Here is an 18591-nt window from a genome sequence, read left to right as displayed (position 1 = left end):
ACCCGGACGTAGTCGGATAGCTTGGGTCACAATGCAATCGAGGAGGATCGTTATGCCCGGCAGTCTCTCCCGTCGCAGTGTCCTGGCCGGCGGCTTGGCCGCGGTCGGCGCCATGTCCGGTGTGCTCGACATCCAGCCGTCGAGGGCACAATCCAACGGTCTACCCGACCCGTTCACGCTCGGCGTGGCGTCCGGGGAACCGTCTGCGGACGGTGTCGTGCTGTGGACCCGGCTGGCACCGGAACCGCTGGCCGAGGACGGCATGGGCGGTATGCCGAATCGGGTGGTACAGGTGGAGTGGGAGGTCGCCGACGACGACCGGTTCCGCTCGGTCGTGCAGCGCGGAACCGCCGACGCCGCACCGGAATTGGGCCACAGCGTGCATGTCGAGCTCGCCGGGCTGCGGCCGGGTGCGCAATACTTCTACCGGTTCCGGGCCGAGGGACACCTCTCCCCGACCGGCCGGACCCACACGGCGCCGGCCCCGGGCAGCATGGGCGAGCTGACCATGTGTTTCGTGTCGTGCGCGCATTACGAGCACGGCTTCTACACCGCTTACCGCAGGCTCGCCGAGGACGAACCGGATCTGGTCCTGCATCTGGGCGACTACATCTACGAGAACGCGGGGTCCGACGGCAAGCCGCGCAGGCACGTCGGCCCGGAAATCGAGACGCTGGCGAACTACCGGCAGCGGCTTGCCCAATACAAGACCGACCCGGATCTGCAGGCGGCGCATGCGATCGCACCGTGGGCACCGGTCTTCGACGATCACGAGCTCGACAACAACTGGGCGAATATGACGCCCGAGCGCCCGCAACCGAATTTCGCCGCCCGGCGGACGGCCTCGTTCCAGGCATACTACGAGAACATGCCGCTGCGCCGGGCCTCGATCCCGCGCGGTCTGGATATCCAGCTGTATCGGCGCATCCAGTGGGGTGATCTGGCCACCTTCCACATGCTCGACACCCGGCAGTACCGCGACGACCAGGCCTGCGGCGACGGTATCAAGGACTGCCCGGAACGGCGCGCCGCACAGCGCACCCTCACCGGCTCCGATCAGGAGCGCTGGCTGCTGGACGGATTCCGCGACTCGCGGGCCCGCTGGGATGTGCTGGGTCAGCAGGTCTTCTTCGCCCAGTTGGACATTCGGCCCGGGCCGGGCGAGCTGAACAACATGGACGCCTGGGACGGGTACGCGGCCAACCGGGATCGCGTCGTGGCCGGATGGGTCGACGCCAAGGTGCGCAACCCCGTCGTGCTGACAGGAGACGTGCACTCGGCATGGGCGGCCGACATCAAACAGCGCTGGGAGGATCCGGGTTCGCCCGTCGTCGGCGCCGAACTGGTGGCGACCTCGATCGCCAGCGGCGGCGACGGGTCGGAGACCCGCAGCGAGACCGAGGCGATCCGCCACGAGAACCCGCACATCCGCTTCTTCAACAACCGCCGCGGCTACGTGCGCACCCATATCACCCCCGAGCGGATCCGCGCCGACTTCCGCGCGGTCCCCTACGTCACCAGACCCGATGCACCAGTGGAGAACAAGGCCAGTTTCATCGTCGAGGACCGCAAGCCAGGCCTCCAGCCCGCTTGACAACGGTCCCGCGCTGCCCGAACAAGACAGCAATCGCTGCCCGGCCCCGACCATGAAGCGAACGCGTGCCGGAAACGTCAGGCACACGCGCCGCAGCATGAGACCAGAACGGCAGAACCACGAGCCGGATCGGCAGCACTTGGTTCCCCGCCGCGCAGCGCGGAGCGATGCGCGGCGGGGTTAGCGGCGGCGGGGGAAGAGGGCGCGGCGGCGGGCGGCGGTGCGGGCGGCCGCGGCAGAGGCCAGGAGGTCGGCGTGGAGTTCGCGGAAGGTGGGGTCGTCGGCTATCAGGCGGGCGCCGAGGGTGAATTCGCGGGCGGCGGCGCGGTGGCGGTGCAATGCGGTCAGAGAGGTGCCGAATTGTTCGTGGAGGACCGCGATTTCGGAGGCGGGGTAGGGGATCCCGGGATGCGACAGTGCCTGGCGGAACAGGGCCGCCGCCGTGCGGTGGTCGCCGACGCGGAAATGGATGCGGGCCGCGAGCAGCGTGTGGTGGGCCGCGTCGGTGGCCGACAGGCCCTGCCAGCTACGGGCGGCGGCGAGGGCGGCCGCGGCGAGATCGTGGTCGCGGCCGGGTTGACCGGCCACCGCGGTGACGATCAGCGACGACAGCCTGGCCAACTGGTCGGCGGGCAGCGCCGCCGCACCGATCGTCAGAGCACGTCGCAACAGGGCCTCGGCGCGGACCGGGTCGGTGGTGAGCCGGGCCGTGGCGAGTTCGGTCAGGGCGAGGGCCTGCGCGCAGGGGTCGGTGGGATCGGCGGGGAAGACGTCGTCGGCGTCCCGGGGTCGGCTCGGCACGCGGGCATGGTCGCCCGCCCCGCTTGGGGTTCGCTTAACGCCGGCTTGTGATCATGCCGTGGGGCGCTTGGATTTCGGGAGTTTCGACACGATCGCGTCGTAGGAGATATCGATGAGCTCGCGCAACTCGTCCTGCGGAACGGCGCCGCCGAGCCGGATCGTGTTCCAGCCGTATCGCCCGATGTAGGCCGAGGCCGACACCTCGTCCGGATATACGTGCACCAGTTCGTCGGCCTCCTCACGGTTGCGGCCGCACTTCAGCGTCACCGTGTCCGCACCCACGAATGCGAAGATCTTGTCGCCGACCTTGGCGACCACATCACCCTCCCACGGTTCGTCCTGCCAGGCACCGGGCTTGGACAGGCAGTACGGCATCAGGTCCACGCGGTCTCCTTCACACCGGGAGCAGGCGGCTCACGACCGCGGTCAGCTGGCGCGCCGAGCGGCATTCGTGCATCTCGATGAACTCGGCATAGCGGCGGGCGGCCGAATCGCCTGTCCCCCACATCTTTTCCGCTTCCGGATTGAGCCAGTACGCATGTTTGGCGACGCCGACCAGCTCCCGCAGCGTGTCCAGGGCGGGGTCGCGATAGTTGGTGCGGCCGTCGCCGAGAATCAGCAGCGACGTGCGGCTGGTGACGGCATCGGGCCAGTTCTCGGCAAAACCCGACAGTGCCGCACCGTAATCCGAATGCCCCTCGATGCCGACCACCTCGGTCTCGGTGAAGATCCGCCGCGTCACCTGATCCAGCGGCGTCACCTGGTCGAAGAGGTGGGTGACCTCGTCGACCCGGTCGACGAAGGCGAAGATCCGCACCCGGGAGAACTGTTCGCGCAGCGAATTCACCAGCAGCATGGTGAAACTGGAGAATCCGGCCACCGAGCCGGAGATATCGCACAGCAGCACGAGATCCGGACGGCCCGGCCGAGGTTTGCGCGCGGCCAATTTGATCGGCACACCGCCGGTGGACATGGATTTGCGCAGCGTCCGGCGCAGATCGATCGCGCCGCGGCGGGCACGGCGGCGGCGAGCGGCCAAGCGGGAGGCCAGCACCCGCGCCAAGCGCTGACTGCTGCGGCGCAGCTCGGCCAGCTCGTTCTCGGAGATGCGCAGGAAGTCGGCATCCTCGGCCTGGCGCTGCACGCCGTAGGTGGCCACCCGCTCGCGCCCGATGCGTTCGGCCACCCGGCGGCGCGTCTCGGCCTCGACGGTGCCGCGGAAATCCCGGATCCGCTGTCGTGCCGCACGCCGGGCGACTTCGGTGTCGAACTCCGAATTGTCCTGCCCCGCGGTCAATCCCGCGATGATCTTGCTGACCAGCAGCTCCGGCTGCAGATCCTTGAGCGTCTGATACGCCGAGAACGAGGGCCCGTTGGCGGACTGATACTGCCCCATCTGCTCGACCATCTGCGCCGCCAGCTCCTGCAGCTGCCGCGAGCGCTCCCCGGAGGGATCGGCAAGCATCAACTCCGCCAGCATCTTTCGCAGCTCGATGATGTCGACCTCACCGTCCGGCTTGCGCGGGATGTCGACATCCTGGGCGCCGATCCGTTCACCGAGGGCCGCCGGGAACCACAGGTCGAACAATCCGTCGAAGGTGGCGCGCTGAGACGTGCGGCGCAGCAACGCACATGCCAAGCCCTCGCGCAGCATCTCGCGATCCATCAGGTCCAGCACGGTGAGAACCTGTCCGGCGTCGACGGTTTCGGACGGCCCCACCGGTATCCCCCTGGCGCGCAATGCTTCCACGAAACCCACGAGGTGTCCGGGCAACCCGTGCGGAGCCAGTTCCGGCTCGTCCGAACGGTCCTTGGCCGCGCCCGGTGCGGCGCGCAGCGCCCCGGAGACGATCGCGCGAGTCGGGCTGCGCTTGCTCATGGGTCAGGCCAGTTTCAACTCGGACAGGGCGCGCTGGTGATCGCTCTGATGCTTGAGCACCACGCCGAGGGTGGCCCGCACCGTCTTGTCGTCGAGATCCTTCAGGCCCAGCGCCAGCAGCGTGCGGCCCCAGTCGATCGATTCGGCCACCGACGGCAACTTCTTCAGCTGCATACCGCGCAGCACGTGCACCACCCGCACCAGTTGCGCCGCCACCGCGGGCTTCAGCTCCGGCACCCGGCTGGCCAGGATCCGGCGTTCCAGCTCCTCGTCGGGGAAGTCGATGTGCAGGTACAGGCAGCGCCGCTTGAGCGCCTCGGACAGTTCGCGGGTCGCGTTGGAGGTGAGCACCACGAAGGGGCGGCGGGTGGCGGCGATCGTGCCCAATTCCGGCACGGTGACGGCGAAGTCGCTGAGCACCTCCAGCATGAGGCCCTCGATCTCGACGTCGGCCTTGTCGGCCTCATCGATGAGCAGCACGGTCGGGTCGGTGCGCCGGATCGCGGTCAGCAGCGGACGCGACAGCAGAAACTCCTCGCTGAAGACGTCGGCTTTGGTTTCCTCCCAGCCGTTTTCGCTCGAGGCCTGAATGCGCAGGATCTGTTTGGCGTGATTCCACTCGTACAGCGCCCGCGCCTCGTCGATACCTTCGTAGCACTGCAATCGCACCAGTTCCGCGCCCGCGACCTGGGACACGGCGCGGGCCAGTTCGGTCTTGCCGACACCGGCCGGGCCCTCGATCAGCAGCGGCTTGGCGAGCCGATCGGCCAGGAACACCGAGGTCGCGGTCGACTTGTCGGCCAGGTACCCCGTGGTGGCCAGCCGGGAGATCACATCGTCCACCGACGCGAAGATCGGCTCGTGCGTCGCGGTCTGCACTATTGGGATCCTCCTCGGGCCCGGCACATGCGGTATGCACCGTAAAAACGTCTGAGGTCGACGGTACAGCAGGCTACGCCGGTCGAGTCTGGCCGTCGCCCCAGACGATCCACTTGCTCGACGTCAGCTCCGGCAGGCCCATCGGGCCGCGGGCGTGCAGTTTCTGAGTGGAGATGCCGATCTCCGCGCCGAAACCGAACTGCTCGCCGTCGGTGAAGGCAGTCGACGCGTTGACCATGACCGCGGCGGCGTCCACCCGGCTGGTGAACTCGCGGGCGGCCTTCAGATCGGCGGTGACGATGGCCTCGGTGTGCCCGGTGCCCCACTGGGTGATGTGCTCGACGGCGGCGTCGAGATCGTCGACCACCTTCAGCGCGATGTCGAGCGACAGGTATTCGTCGGCCCAGTCCTGATCGGTGGCCGGAACCAGGCCCGGCAGATCGCCGTGAATGGTCACCCCGGCCTTCTCCAGCGCCCCGATCAGCCGCGGCACCGCCACCTCGGCGATGGCCTGGTCGATCAGCACCGTCTCGGCGGTGTTGCACACGCTCGGGCGGCGGGTCTTGGCGTTGATGAGGATCGACTCCGCCATATCCAGATCGGCGTCGGCGTGGACGTAGACGTGGCAGTTGCCGGTGCCGGTCTCGATGGTCGGCACCTGTGCGTCGCGCACGACGGCGTTGATCAGCCCGGCGCCGCCGCGCGGGATCACCACGTCCACCAGGCCGCGCGCCTGGATCAGGTGGGTCACGCTCGAGCGGTCCTCGCTCGGCAGCAGTTGCACCGCGTCCTGCGGAAGTCCCTGGGCGGCAAGGGCTTCGCGCAGCACAGCGACCAGGGCGGCGTTGGATCGGGCCGCCGACGACGAGCCGCGCAGCAGGGCGGCGTTCCCGGACTTCAGCGCCAGGCCGAACGCGTCCACGGTGACATTCGGGCGGGCCTCGTACACCATGCCGACCACGCCGAGCGGGACACGGACCTGGCGGATCTCGAGCCCGTTCGGCAGCGTCGAGCCGCGCACCACCACTCCGACCGGATCCGGAAGCCCCCCGACCTGCCGCAGCCCCGAGGCGATGCCGTCGATGCGGGCCTCGGTCAGGCGCAGGCGGTCGAGCAGGGAATCCGCGGTGCCGGCGGCGCGGGCGATCTCGATGTCCTCGGCGTTGGCGGTGAGCACGCGGCCTTCGGCGGCCAGCAGCGCGTCCGCGGCGGCATGCAGGGCGGCGTCCTTCTGCGCGGTGGTGAGTCGAGCGAGCGTCCGCGACGCCACCCGGGCCCGGCGCGCCGCGTCGTGCACCACCGTGCGGACGTCGTCCAGTTCGGTGGCAGTGGGAGCAGTCATGCCGAACAGCCTACTGACCGGCGGAGGAGGTCAACCAGTGAGATACCGGACCCTGGACAGGGAATTAGGAAATTTCCATAATGGCTTGGTGCTCGACGTGGATCTGGTGAAAGCGCTCGCCAACGACAAACGGCTGCGGGTGCTGGAGTGGTTGCGCGATCCGGAGGCACACTTCCCCCCGCAGACCGACGGCGACCTGGTCCGCGACGGGGTGTGTTCGCTGTTCATCGCCGAAAAGCTCGGGGTCAGCCAGCCGACGTGCGCCGAACATCTCAAGGTCCTCAGTCGGGCCGGGTTGATTCGAGGCACCAAGATCAAGCAGTGGGTGTTCTATCGCCGCGACGAGGCCCGGATCGCCCGTGCCAAGGCGGCGCTCAGTGGAGAGTGGTGACGGACAGTAGTGACAGCGACCGACATACAGCCGATCTCGTCGGACGAGATCCGCAAGACCTTCGAGGTGATCGCCCCGTACCTGCGGCGCACACCCGTCGTCCGAGTCCCGCTCGCGGACCTCGGCGGACCGGACGGCGAGGTCTCGCTGAAGTTGGAGCAGTTGCAGCGCGCGGGCTCGTTCAAGGCCCGCGGAGCCTTCGCCAACCTGCTGATGCGAGACGTCCCCGCCGCCGGGGTGGTCGCGGCCTCGGGCGGCAATCACGGCCTCGCGGTCGCCGATGCCGCACAGCGACTGGGCATTCCGGCGAAGATCTTCGTCCCGGTCATCTCGCCGCCCGCGAAGGTCGCCGGGATCCGTTCGCGCGGTGCGGATCTCGTGGTCGCCGGTGACCGGTATGCCGATGCGCTCGCGGGTGCCCAGCGCTGGGCGGCCGAGACCGGCGCCCTCGACGTGCACGCCTTCGACCAACGCGAAACCCTGCTCGGCCAAGGCACTCTCGCACTCGAACTGGCCGAGCAGACCGCGGTCGACACCGTGCTGGTGCCGGTCGGCGGAGGCGGCCTGATCGGCGGCATCGCCGCCTACTTCGCCGGTTCGGTGCGGGTGGTCGGCGTGGAACCCAGCGGAGCACCGACATTGACCGCCGCCCTGGCGGCCGGGCACCCCACCGACGCCCCCACCGGCAGCATCGCCGCCGACTCCCTGGCCCCCAAACGGGTCGGCACCCTGGTCTATCCCCTGGCCCGCGACCACGTCGACCGCGTGGTGCTGGTCGAGGACGACGACATCCGCCGCGCCCAGCAGGCCCTGTGGCGGACCGCCCGCCTCATCGCCGAGCCGGCCGCGGCAACGGCCCTCTCCGCCCTGGTCTCCGGCGCCTACCGGCCCGCTCCGAACGAACGCGTCGCGGTCGTCATCAGCGGCGCGAACACCACCCTCGACACCTTCCCCACCGACACGGGCGCCGATGCCGCCCAACCGGTTCCGGCCGTCCGATAGGTTCGGTGGCACCGGCTGGAGGACACGGTGCCGCACACCATCGACACGGTCGTGCTGGACTGCTCGGACGCTCACGAACTGGCGCGTTCTGCCTATTTCTCGAGTAAACCGCAGCGGGGTGCGGACGATTCGGTGGTGGCGGTGCTCGGGCGGTCGGCGAGTTCGGGATACGGTTCGTGTATGGCGCGAATCGTGGTGGTGGGCAGTATCAGCATGGATCTGGTGGCGACGACGACGCGGCGGCCGGAACCGGGCGAGACGGTGCTGGGCACCGGGTTCGCCATGGTGCCGGGCGGGAAGGGATCGAATCAGGCGATCGCCGCGCGGCGGGCCGGTGCCGAGGTCGAGTTCGTGGGCGCGGTGGGCACCGACGTCTTCGCCGCGGACGTGCGCAAGGTGCTGGACGAGGCCGGGGTGGGGACCGCGCAGCTGCGGTCGGTGGACGGGCCGAGCGGGATCACCGTCATCGTCGTGGACTCCTCCGGTGAGAACAGCATCATCGTCGTCGGTGGAGCCAATGCCCGGATGACGTCGTTGTCGGATGCGGATCTCGCGGCCGTGGCAGCGGCCGATATGGTGTTGTGCCAGTTGGAGATTCCGATTCCCACCGTTGCGGCCGCGACCCGGCATGCCCGCGCCCACGGCACCACCGTGCTGTTGAATCCCTCTCCCGCGCAGGAGGTTCCGCGCCAACTGTGGGAGAACGTCGACATCGCGGTCGTGAACCAGGGCGAGGCCGCGCAGCTGGGTTCGGTCCTCGACGCCGTCCCCCACGTGGTGACCACCCGTGGGGGAAGCGGCGCCGTATACCGAGGGCCCGAGGGCGAACTCAGCCACCCCGGCGTCGGCGTCGACGTCGTCGACACCACCGGGGCGGGGGACACCTTCACCGGCGCGCTGGCCGCGCACTGGCACGAGGGCCCGCTTACCGCGCTCGCCTGGGCCTGCACGGCGGGCGCGCTGGCGACGACGAAACTCGGTGCCAGCGCGAGCATTCCGGAACGAGCCGAGATCGAACGGCTGCTGTCGCGGCAGCCCTGAACCCGCGATTCAGCGGAATTCGTCGGCGTTGGCGGCCGCCCATTCGGCGAAGGTGGTGGCCGGACGGCCGGTGAGATCGGCGACCGTGGTGGTCGCGCGTTGCGGATGCTCCGCCATGGCGGCCAGCCCGTCGACATACCATGCCGCGAACTCGCCCATCTGCGGCTCGAGCAGCGCGATCGCCTCCTCGCGCGGCACGGTCACGAACGACAGCTCACACCCCAGAGCCACACCCAGCTGCCGGACCCGCTCGACCCGGGTGAGCGTTTCCGGGCCGGTCAGGGTGTAGGTGACGCCGGCATGGCCGTCCTGGGTCAGCACAGCGGCGGCCACGCGGGCGATATCGTCCATGGCGATGGGAGCGTTCGCCGCGTCCGGATAGGGTTCGCGCACCTCGCCGGTGCTCCGGATCTGCTCGGCCCACATCGTCGTGTTCTCCACGAACTCGCCCGTATACAGATGGGTCCAGTCCACCCCCGACTTCTCCACCGCCTTCGCGATCGGCTGCCAGTCGGTGCTCTCGTCGCCGGACAGATCCACGATGTGGCGCACCCCGGCCGCCCGCGCCAGCTCCACCACCTCGCCGACAGTCTCCAGAACCGGGGCCAGATACATCCGATCCACCCCTTCGAAGGCCGCGGGTAGCGTCTCCACCCGACGCAGATAGCCCCGCACCACCTCCACACCGTCGGGGAGGGCGGCGCGTTCCGGCTTGTTCGACAAGGCACGAATATCGTCGGCGCCCAAGGCGATCAGGTGATCAACGACCTTACGACCGATATTTCCGGTGGCTCCGGTAACCAGAATCTTCATGCCGCCAAGCTACTCCGAAAACCCGCTCACGCGCATATGGCAAATTCGAAAAACATTGTGCCCCAATATTGTTGACAGATCCGGGGCGATGCTATCCGGAGCGCCGGTCAGGCCGCCCGGGTATGTTGAGCCACCAGCGCCGACATCTGCGCACCGACCCGCTCCAGCGGCGCGACCGACCGGGTCGCCAGCGACATCACGACCGCACCCTCGAGCGCGGCAATGATCGTGGTGGCCAGCGCCACCGCGACCTCGGGCTCCACCCGTTCGGCCCGCAGGCGCTCGGCGAGGATCTGCTCCCAGTCGGAGAACGCCTCCCCCGCGGCATCGGCGGCGGCGGGCGACTCCGACCGTCCCAGCGCCGCGGCCACGACCGGGCACCCGGCGGTGAACTCGCTGGAAACCAGTACCTCGCGCCACAACCCCGGGAAGGCGGCGACACAGGAGGCCAGATCGGCCCCGGCCGCGACCGTCCGCATGAGGGCGCCGAAGGCCTGCCCGGCCACCCGGGTCGCCTCGGCGACCAGCTCGGATTTGCCGCCGGGAAAGTTCAGGTACACCGAGCGCCGCGAGATGCCGGAATGCTCGAGCAGTTGGGCGATGCCCGTCCCCGCCACGCCGTTGCGGCGCATCAGTTCCACGGCACTGTCGATGAGCCGATCGCGGGCTCCCATATCCGACCCCTTCCTGCACGGTGTCCGTGAGCTCAGCTTACCCTTGATGTATACCGATCGGTGTACTACCCTCGCACTAAACTGATCGGTCTACCACGCGGGTTCGGCCCCGCACGGAGGGAAGTACGACGATGGCGACCCTGCACGATCCCCTACCTCTCCCCTGCGGGCAAGTGCTGCCGAACCGGATCATGAAGTCGGCGCTCAGCGAGGGGCTGGGAACCAGCGAGCACGCCCCGGACGACCGGCTGGTGCGGCTGTTCCGGCGCTGGGGCACCGGCGGCTTCGGACTCGTCGTCACCGGCAATGTGATGATCGACCGCACCCAACTCGGTGAGCCGGGCAACGTGGCCATCGAGGACGATCGCGATCTGGACGCGCTGACGAGCTGGGCCAAGGCGGGCAAGGACGGCGGCACCCCGGTGTGGGTGCAGCTGAATCACCCTGGGCGGCAATCCAATCCGATAGCCAGCAGGCGTCGCCCCGTCGCACCCTCGGCCATTGCGCTGGGCATCCCTGGCATGCCGACACCGCGGGCGCTGACCGAGGACGAGATCCTCGACATCATCGGCCGATTCGCCACCGCCGCACAGGTGGTCGAGGCCGCCGGATTCGACGGCGTCCAGATCCACGGCGCCCACGGCTATCTGGTATCGCAGTTCCTGTCGCCGCTGGCGAATCGCCGCACCGACGGCTGGGGCGGCGATCCGCAGCGGCGAGCACGGTTCGTGCTCGAGGTGGCGCGGGCCATCCGGGCGGCGGTCAGCCCCGGTTTCGCCGTGGGGATCAAACTGAACTCCGCCGACTTCCAGCGCGGCGGCTTCACCGAGGACGAGTCGCGGGCCGTGGTCGAGCGGCTGGCGGCCGAGCAATTGGATCTCATCGAAATCAGCGGCGGCAGTTACGAATCCCCGGCGATGATGGGCCGCTCCTCCCGCTCGGCGAGCACCCGGGCCCGCGAGGCCTACTTCCTGGAGTACGCCGAGACGGTGCGCCGTTCCGCCGCGGCGGTGCCGCTGGCGGTGACCGGCGGGTTCCGGTCGCGCACGGCGATGGCGGCGGCGATCGAGTCGGGCGCCTGCGATGTCGTGGGCGTGGGCCGACCGGCGGCCGTAATCCCTACCGCCGCAGCGGATCTGCTCACCGACGGTACCGATGCGCTGCGCCCGCCGGTCATTTCGCTGGGTCTGCGCGGACGGCTGGCCGGTGTTCGCAGCCTGAAGGCCTTCGACGGCGCCTTGGATCTGCAATGGCACACCGATCAGCTGCATCGGCTCGGCTCCGGCCTGGATCCGGATCCGGCGCGCTCACCGTGGCGGACGGCGGTGACGATGATGCGGCGCAACGGCCTGGATGCGTTCCGGCCCCAACGCTCCCCGGCAAAGAGCGTGCCGGGGAGCGAGGGGACAGGCGTGCCGGGGAGCGAGGGGACAGGCGTACCGGGGGCGGACGGGACACCCGCACCTGCAAGGAAGGCACGCAAATTCGTCGTGGAGCGCGCGGTGGGCCGCTACGTCGCCAATCCCACCGTTCGCGCGCTCGACCGCCTCGGCGTTCGCACCGCCTTCGCCACCGAGCTCGAGACCGTGGGCCGCAAGTCCGGACTGCCGCGCCGGGTGCCGGTGTCGGCGCTGTTCGATGCGGAGGGCGCCTGGATCATCTGCCAGCACGGCCTGCGCTCCGGCTGGGGCAACAATGTGCGGGCGAATCCGGAAGTGCGGCTGCGCCAAGGGGATCGGTGGCGCACCGGAACCGCGGAGCTACGCCTCGACGACGATGTGGTCGCCCGCGCCCGCAGCTTCGCGCCGCACCCGGCCCTGGCCGCACTGACCGCCGCCGGGTTCGCCGCCCTGCAGACCAACCCGGTCTCGGTGCGAGTGACGTTCAACGACAACCCGGAAGACTGAATCGCGGAAACCGAGGGCCCGACCGTGCCACGCACCGGTCGGGCCCTCGGCTGTTTCGAGTAGACATATAGCCGAGTGTCATGACAACAGGTCAGCGCCGCACCGGTCAAGACAGGGGTTCGGTGAGCGGAAACAGATCGGTACTACCTACGTATTTCCACGGATTCGCGCCGCACCCGTTGGCGCGCACTGTGACTGGTGACACAAACAAAAGGAACGCTCGTGCCTAGCGCATGCCTGGTCGGCATACTTCTAGGCTGCATATGAGCCAACGGAGGTACCTATGACCGTCACCGTGCTGCCCTCCGCGGAACGCACCACCACCGCCGGTCGCCACGCGACGGACCGCTCGAACCCGGTCTCGATGATCGAGCGGATGACGCTGATCCTCGATGCGTTCGACGCCTCCACCCCGACGCTGACCCTGCTGGAGCTGGTCGATCGGACCGGCCTGCCGCGCTCGACCGTGCACCGCATCCTGGATCAGATGATCCGGCTGCGCTGGCTGGCGCACACCTCCGGCGGCTACCGGCTGGGCATGCGGACCCTGGAGCTGGGCGGGCTCACCGCCGATCACAACGAGACCCGTGACGCGGTCGGCCCGCTGCTGCACGAATTGGCCCAGCGCACCGGCCTGGTCGGGCATCTGGCGGTGCTCGACGGCCGCGACGTGGTGTATCTGGACAAGGCCGGCGGCCGGTTCCGGGCGGCGCTGCCCACCCGCCTGGGCGGCCGGATGCCCGCGCACGCAACGGCTCTGGGCAAGGCGATGCTCGCCGCGCTGGAGCCCACCATCGCCGAGGCCGCCTTCCGCACGCGACTGCCCCGCCTGACCCCGCGCACCATCTGCGAACCCGACGCCCTGGCGCGCGAACTCGCCCAGATACGGCTGCGTCAAGGCGTGGCGATCGATCGGGAGGAAGCGGTCGCCGGAATCGCCTGTGTCGCAGCCCCCGTGCGGGCCCGGGGCACGGGACCGGCGGCACTGTCGCTGTCCGGGCGTGCCGACGGCATGAACTTCGATCGGCTCAGCCGGGTGGTCCTGGAGGTCGCGCACGAGGCCGGGCGGACGCTGTTCCCGCGGCGCACGCGCCGGCGCTGACTCCGGCCCGACAGATGCCGGGACGCGACATTCCGCCGATGACCTCCGGGGCCGTCCTGCCGACCACCGCCTGGGCCGTGCTCGGCATGCTCTCCCACGCCGAGGAGCTGTCCGGATACGACCTGAAGAAGTGGGCGGACCGCAGCCTGCAGTTGTTCTACTGGAGCCCGTCGTTCAGCCAGATCTACGCCGAGCTCAAACGGCTGGAGCAGCACGGCTATGTGACCTCGCGCATCGTGCTGCCCGTCGACGGTGTGCGCGGCAAGCGGATGTATGTGATCACCGCGGCGGGCCGAGATGCCGTAGCGCAGTGGGTGAATCGCTCCGCCGTGGAGGCGCCGGTGCTCAAACACAGTGTGCTGCTGCGGGTCTGGCTCGGGCATCTGGCCGATCCGGATCGACTCCGTGAGATGCTCACCGCCCATATCGATCACATGGACTCGATGCGCCGCCGCGCCGAGGCCGACGCCGGGAAGGCCGGCAGGTGTTCGCGGGCATTTCCCGGCGCCGTGCTGCGCTGGTGCGTGCGGCACTACGAGGCCGAGCGCGAATTCGCCCGGGAACTGCTGGCCGACCTCGAGGAGCTGACCGGGACCACCCGCGCACCCACCGCGGCGGCCCCGGATTCGGCCTAGACGCGGCGGATGCGAGCCAGCCAGGCGGGGACATCCACGGTGCCGTCGACCCCGGCCTGCAGTTCCTCCTCCACCAATCCGGCCACCCGGCCCTTGTACCGGGAGGGCTGCAGATCCTCCACCTGCCAACCAGCCCCGAAGGATTCGCGGATCAGGGTGTCGCTGATGCGGGGACCGGGGCCCGGCTCGCGATCGGACAGAGCCAGCAGGTGCACCACGCCGCCCGGCTTGCACAGCGCGTGCAGGCTGCGCACATAGGCCGCCCGCGGCTCGGGATCCTCGCGGAATACGTGGAACAGCGCACTGTCGACAATGGTGTCGAAGACACCGAAGGCGGCGGCGTACTGCGGATCGTCGCCGATGCGGATCATGTCGGCCACCTCGAAGCGGGCGGTGGGCACGCCCTTGGCCGAGGCATTGCGCCGGGCGTACTCGACGGCGCTGGGTGACAGGTCGACACCGAGCACGTCGTAACCCCGCTGCGTCAGCAGGATGGTGTGCTCACCGGCACCGCAGCCGGGGTCCAGCACCCGCCCGCCGATCATCCCGTCGCGTTCGAGCGCGACGATGGCCTGCTGCGGCTCACCGATCACCCACGGCGCGGTGTCGTTGTCGTAGACGGTGTTCCAGAACTCTGCGGTCTCGGTCATGAGATGATCATGCTTCCTCAACCGCACTCGAGGTCAAGCCCCCTGTCGGTCGGCATTCTCCGACAGCCAGCGCCGCGCCCGCGTGGGTGAGGCCCGCGACAGCCAGGCGTCCTGCACCACCTCGCGCAGTTCGTCCAGGCCGAGTTCGCCGATCCGCGCGCCGCGCACCAGGACCGACAGGTGGCCGTCGAAATGCGCGGTGGTGAAGAACGGCGAATCCGGATCCTGCACCAGGGCCAGCTTGTCCGACTCCGACGGCACCCAGAAGATGATCACATCGGGATAGCGCTCCCCCGTCACCGGATCGACGGCGTCCCGGCTCGGCGTGCGGAAGTAGACGAAGGATTTGCGCCCGACCTGATAGACCGGATTGCCCTGGGAGCCGTACTCGACCGTGACGTGCGGCATGGCCATCGCCAGCTCGTGCACATCCTCCACCCGTGCTCGCCGCGCCACGGCTATCTCAATCCGCCAGGCCCGCAAGCAGTTTGCGAGTACGCGCCGCGGAATCGCCGCCGGTGAACATGGCGGCGACGAATTCCGTTGCGCCCGAGGCGAAGACCTCGTGAATGCGGGCTGCGACCTGGTCCTCGGTGCCGATGATCGCCAGATCGGCGGGACCGGTGGCGCCTTCGCGGTCCATCATGGCGCGATAGGAAGGCAGCGAATCGTAAGCCTCGAAGACCTTGGCGGCCCGTTCGCGAGCGCGGTCGACGTCGTCGGTCACGCACACCGGCAGCTCGCACACGATGCGCGGGGCGGGGCGGCCCGCCTCGGCCGCGGCGGCGTTGATGATCGGCGCGATGTGCGTGCGGATGGTGGCCGGGCCGGTCATCCACAGCGTCGTGCCCGCCGTGCGGCGGCCCGCCAGCTTCAGCATCTGCTCGCCCATCGCGGCCAGCAGGACCGGAACCGTGCCCTCGTTGGGGACGGTCAGGTTCAGGTTGGCGCTGAGGGTCTCCCCGGAATAGGACACCGGTTCCCCGTCCAGCAGCGGCAACAGCACCGACAGGTACTCCTTCATGTGCCGCGCGGGACGGGAGAAGTCGTAGCCGAACATGTTCTCGATGACGACCTTGTGCGACAGTCCCACGCCCAGCGTCAACCGGTCGCGACCGACGGCCAGCGCGGTGGTGCGGGCCTGCTGGGCGAGTGCGCCCGGATGCCGCGGATAGCTGGGCACGACGGCGGTGCCCAGGTCGATGCCCGGCACGCGGCTGCCGATCACCGCGAGGGCGGTCAGCGCGTCGATATCGAAGATGTGCGGCAGCCAGGCAGACCTGAGGCCTTCGTCGGCGGCCTGCTGCAGGTCGTCGGTCAGCCGGAGCAGCGCGTCCGCTCCGGTGGGTTGTTCGAGCACGATGCCGATATGCACGGCGAGGCCTCCTCGAGGGGTGGTGCGGAATCCGACTGCCTGTTCAACTGTTCGCCCATCCAGCCTATGCCCCGGCTCGGACGCCTCGACCCGGGATCCTCGGCATCGCCGATGCGGTCCGCGCGACAGGCCGTGACGCTAGTGTTACCGACCATGACGCGGCGTGTCACCGGTAATCTTCCCGCCGAGGTCACCAGCTTCGTCGGCCGCCGCGACGAACTGGCCACCGCGAAACGACTGCTGACCTCGACCCGGGTGCTGACGCTGCTCGGCCCGGGCGGGGTGGGGAAGACCCGGCTCTCGCGGCAACTGGGCGAGCTGATGGCCCGCACCTTTCCCGACGGCGTCTGGCTGGTGGAATTGGCCGATCTGCGGGATCCGGAACTGGTGACGCTGAGCGTGGCCGAGGCGCTGCATCTGCGCGACGACACCACGGCGCCGTTGCGGCGGCTCACCGAATTCCTCGCCGCCAAACGGCTTCTGATCATCCTGGACAACTGCGAACATCTGATCGACGCGACCGCGGCCCTGGTCGAGCGCATCGTGGCCGCCACGCCCGGGGTGCGGGTGCTGGCGACCAGCCGGGAGGTGCTCGGCATTCCCGGCGAGCAGGTGCTGCCGGTGCCACCGCTGCCCGCCGCCGATCCGGACAGTGATGCGCTGCGGCTGCTGATCGAGCGCGCCACCGCCGCCAATCCCGGTTTCACCTGCACGCCCGCCACTCGGCACACGCTGGCGGCGATCTGCCGGCGGCTCGACGGGATTCCGCTGGCTCTGGAGTTGGCGGCCCTGCGTTTCCGGGTCTTCACACCCGAGCAGATCCTGGATCGGCTCGACGACACGATGAATCTGCTGCGCGCCGGACCGCGCACGGCGCCGCATCGGCAGCAGACCATCGAGGGCGCCATCCGATGGAGCTACGAGCTGTGCACGCCCGTCGAACAGCTGCTGTGGCAACAGCTTTCGGTGTTCGCGGGCGGGTGCGACATCGATGCCGCCGAGGCGGTGTGCGAGCTGCCGCCCGGCGGCCAGAGCGTGGTCGACGCCCTGGCGGGACTGGTCGACAAGTCGGTGCTGACGCTGCGGTACGAGGGCGCGGCGGCCAGATATTCGATGCTGGAACCGATTCGGCAGTTCGGCCACGACCGGCTGGTCGAACGCGGTGGCGATACCGCGGTGCAGGCCCGGCATCGCGATCACTACCGGGCGCTGGCCCTGCGCGGGCAGCAGGCCTACCGCACGGGCGACGATGTCGCCTGGTTCCGGGAACTGACCAGTGAGCACGCGAATCTGCGGTCGGCACTGCAATTTTCGCTCACCGACTCGCCGCTGCTGGCGTTGGAGACGGCCACCGCGATGCGGCCGTTCTGGGAGCACTACCGATTTCTGTCCGAAGGCTACCGGTGGCTCACCGATGCGCTGAGCGGCTATCCGGAGCCGACGCCGGTGCGGGCGCGCGGGCTGTCGTCGGCCGCCACGCTGGCCGCCCTGCTCTCCGATCGCGAGACGGCGGGCCGGTTGATGGCCGAATCCCTGCAGCTGGCAACCGAACTGCGCGCCGACGACATTTTGGCCGAGGTGCGGCTGGGCACGGCACTGATCGCGTTCGCCGACGGCGACACCGCCGGGGCGCTGGCCCGATGCGAGGAGGCCGCCTCTCGTGCCCACGACAGCGGCAGCGATTCGGTCGAGATGGACAGTCTCGCATTCGCCTTCATCTGTGCGCTCGTTTCGGAAGACGAGCGGACGACCGAGATCGCCCACCGGTTCCTGGGCCTGACCACTCACCACGGCGTGCATCTGCTGGGCGGTCTGGCACTGTGGGCGGTCGGCATCGACCACTGGCGCCGTGGCGATCAGGATGCGGCCGCGCACTTCCTGGCCCGGGCGGTCGAGACGCTGGCCCTGTTCGACCGCTGCGTCTGGCTGGCCTCGGCCTTCGAGGGCATGGCTTGGTCGGATGCCGCCCGCGGCCGGTTCGAGCGCGCGGCCCGGCTCATGGGCGCCGCCCAAACCCTGCAGCGCAGCACCGTGCGCCTGGCGCACGCCATCGTCGGCGTGGTCGGCGAGAAGGTGCGCGACCACGTCCGAAACATGCTGGGCGACCAGGCTTTCCGAGCCGCCTACGACAGCGGCGCGGCGCTACCGCTCCCGGCCGCGATCGACTACGCCCTCGACCGCGACGGCCCACAACCGACACCGGTACCCACCACCGCACCAGCGGACGACACCGCCCTGGACGTCCTCACCCCGCGCGAGAAGGACGTCGCCCGACTGGTCGCCGCGGGCTACAGCAACAAACGCATCGCCACCGACCTGGTGATCTCGGTCCGCACCGCAGAAACCCACGTCGAACACATCCTCACCAAACTAGGCTTCACCTCCCGCACCCAGATCGCCGGCTGGGCCCGCGACCACGGGCTCTAGACCACCCGCAGCCCCGGCTCCCCCGATCCCTCGACATGGCACCGCTCGCTCCCATCAATGCGCAGCGGGCGCGCGACAC

At 69.5% G+C, this 18591-nt stretch carries 18 protein-coding genes; 8 read left to right on the top strand and 10 right to left on the bottom strand.

The window, feature by feature from the left end; translation table 11 throughout:
• Nucleotides 1-52: 52 nt before the first annotated feature.
• Nucleotides 53-1594, top strand: coding sequence for an alkaline phosphatase D family protein (locus tag IU452_RS24195; protein ID WP_195111438.1), 1542 nt, complete (start codon nucleotides 53-55; stop codon nucleotides 1592-1594).
• A gap of 180 nt (nucleotides 1595-1774) precedes the next feature.
• On the opposite strand, the gene IU452_RS24190 is transcribed toward IU452_RS24195, so the two are convergent.
• From IU452_RS24190 to IU452_RS24170, 5 genes are all read right to left on the bottom strand, one after another.
• The gene (locus IU452_RS24190) at nucleotides 1775-2395 is read right to left on the bottom strand and encodes a hypothetical protein (RefSeq protein WP_195111437.1); all 621 of its coding nucleotides are present in this window, start codon (nucleotides 2393-2395) and stop codon (nucleotides 1775-1777) included.
• 51 nt (nucleotides 2396-2446) lie between these two features.
• Nucleotides 2447-2770 carry an MmcQ/YjbR family DNA-binding protein gene (locus IU452_RS24185; RefSeq protein WP_195111713.1) on the bottom strand — a complete coding sequence of 108 codons (324 nt, stop codon included), beginning with the start codon at nucleotides 2768-2770 and terminating at the stop codon, nucleotides 2447-2449.
• Nucleotides 2771-2789: 19 nt separating this feature from the next.
• The gene (locus IU452_RS24180; RefSeq protein ID WP_195111436.1) at nucleotides 2790-4274 is read right to left on the bottom strand and encodes a vWA domain-containing protein; all 1485 of its coding nucleotides are present in this window, start codon (nucleotides 4272-4274) and stop codon (nucleotides 2790-2792) included.
• Between the two features lie 3 nt (nucleotides 4275-4277).
• Nucleotides 4278-5156: an AAA family ATPase gene (locus IU452_RS24175; protein WP_195111712.1), complete on the bottom strand. Its 879-nt coding sequence runs from the start codon at nucleotides 5154-5156 to the stop codon at nucleotides 4278-4280.
• 70 nt (nucleotides 5157-5226) lie between these two features.
• Nucleotides 5227-6495 carry a glutamate-5-semialdehyde dehydrogenase gene (locus IU452_RS24170; RefSeq protein ID WP_195111435.1) on the bottom strand — a complete coding sequence of 423 codons (1269 nt, stop codon included), beginning with the start codon at nucleotides 6493-6495 and terminating at the stop codon, nucleotides 5227-5229.
• A 37-nt stretch (nucleotides 6496-6532) separates the two neighbouring features.
• Here IU452_RS24170 and IU452_RS24165 point away from each other — a divergent pair, with 37 nt between their 5' ends.
• The 3 genes from IU452_RS24165 to IU452_RS24155 all read left to right on the top strand — a co-directional run bounded on the left by IU452_RS24165 (nucleotide 6533) and on the right by IU452_RS24155 (nucleotide 8929).
• Nucleotides 6533-6886, top strand: a complete 354-nt coding sequence (locus IU452_RS24165) for a metalloregulator ArsR/SmtB family transcription factor (protein WP_324192795.1) — start codon at nucleotides 6533-6535, stop codon at nucleotides 6884-6886.
• A 9-nt stretch (nucleotides 6887-6895) separates the two neighbouring features.
• Nucleotides 6896-7888, top strand: a complete 993-nt coding sequence (locus IU452_RS24160) for a threonine/serine dehydratase (protein WP_195111433.1) — start codon at nucleotides 6896-6898, stop codon at nucleotides 7886-7888.
• Between the two features lie 180 nt (nucleotides 7889-8068).
• On the top strand, nucleotides 8069-8929 hold the full coding sequence (locus IU452_RS24155) for a ribokinase (protein ID WP_195111711.1): 861 nt from the start codon (nucleotides 8069-8071) through the stop codon (nucleotides 8927-8929).
• A gap of 9 nt (nucleotides 8930-8938) precedes the next feature.
• Here IU452_RS24155 and IU452_RS24150 read toward each other — a convergent pair whose 3' ends face one another.
• Both IU452_RS24150 and IU452_RS24145 read right to left on the bottom strand, forming a co-directional pair.
• A complete protein-coding gene (locus tag IU452_RS24150) occupies nucleotides 8939-9742 on the bottom strand; it encodes an NAD(P)H-binding protein (protein WP_195111432.1) in 804 nt (267 codons plus the stop codon).
• 107 nt (nucleotides 9743-9849) lie between these two features.
• Nucleotides 9850-10416 carry a TetR/AcrR family transcriptional regulator gene (locus IU452_RS24145; RefSeq protein ID WP_195111431.1) on the bottom strand — a complete coding sequence of 189 codons (567 nt, stop codon included), beginning with the start codon at nucleotides 10414-10416 and terminating at the stop codon, nucleotides 9850-9852.
• Between the two features lie 131 nt (nucleotides 10417-10547).
• On the opposite strand from IU452_RS24145, the gene IU452_RS24140 reads away from it, so the two are divergent.
• The 3 genes from IU452_RS24140 to IU452_RS24130 all read left to right on the top strand — a co-directional run bounded on the left by IU452_RS24140 (nucleotide 10548) and on the right by IU452_RS24130 (nucleotide 14060).
• Nucleotides 10548-12323 carry a nitroreductase family deazaflavin-dependent oxidoreductase gene (locus IU452_RS24140; RefSeq protein ID WP_195111430.1) on the top strand — a complete coding sequence of 592 codons (1776 nt, stop codon included), beginning with the start codon at nucleotides 10548-10550 and terminating at the stop codon, nucleotides 12321-12323.
• 283 nt (nucleotides 12324-12606) lie between these two features.
• Nucleotides 12607-13425, top strand: coding sequence for an IclR family transcriptional regulator (locus IU452_RS24135; protein WP_195111429.1), 819 nt, complete (start codon nucleotides 12607-12609; stop codon nucleotides 13423-13425).
• 38 nt (nucleotides 13426-13463) lie between these two features.
• Nucleotides 13464-14060 carry a helix-turn-helix transcriptional regulator gene (locus IU452_RS24130; protein ID WP_195111428.1) on the top strand — a complete coding sequence of 199 codons (597 nt, stop codon included), beginning with the start codon at nucleotides 13464-13466 and terminating at the stop codon, nucleotides 14058-14060.
• Here the strand turns inward: IU452_RS24130 and IU452_RS24125 are convergent.
• Genes IU452_RS24125 through IU452_RS24115 form a run of 3 tightly spaced genes read right to left on the bottom strand, consistent with a single transcriptional unit; the run spans nucleotide 14057 to nucleotide 16085 of the window.
• The gene (locus IU452_RS24125) at nucleotides 14057-14710 is read right to left on the bottom strand and encodes a class I SAM-dependent methyltransferase (RefSeq protein WP_195111427.1); all 654 of its coding nucleotides are present in this window, start codon (nucleotides 14708-14710) and stop codon (nucleotides 14057-14059) included. The genes IU452_RS24130 and IU452_RS24125 overlap by 4 nt on opposite strands.
• A gap of 33 nt (nucleotides 14711-14743) precedes the next feature.
• Nucleotides 14744-15124, bottom strand: a complete 381-nt coding sequence (locus IU452_RS24120; protein ID WP_195111710.1) for an MmcQ/YjbR family DNA-binding protein — start codon at nucleotides 15122-15124, stop codon at nucleotides 14744-14746.
• 49 nt (nucleotides 15125-15173) lie between these two features.
• Nucleotides 15174-16085, bottom strand: coding sequence for an LLM class F420-dependent oxidoreductase (locus IU452_RS24115; protein ID WP_195111426.1), 912 nt, complete (start codon nucleotides 16083-16085; stop codon nucleotides 15174-15176).
• Nucleotides 16086-16238: 153 nt separating this feature from the next.
• On the opposite strand from IU452_RS24115, the gene IU452_RS24110 reads away from it, so the two are divergent.
• Nucleotides 16239-18512 (top strand): ATP-binding protein, encoded by a 2274-nt coding sequence (locus IU452_RS24110; protein WP_195111425.1) that lies wholly within the window; start codon nucleotides 16239-16241, stop codon nucleotides 18510-18512.
• The last annotated feature ends 79 nt before the right edge of the window (nucleotides 18513-18591 follow it).

Source organism: Nocardia transvalensis, from assembly GCF_015477765.1.
Taxonomy (GTDB): domain Bacteria; phylum Actinomycetota; class Actinomycetes; order Mycobacteriales; family Mycobacteriaceae; genus Nocardia; species Nocardia transvalensis_A.
This window is presented reverse-complemented; position numbering and strand designations above follow the sequence as displayed.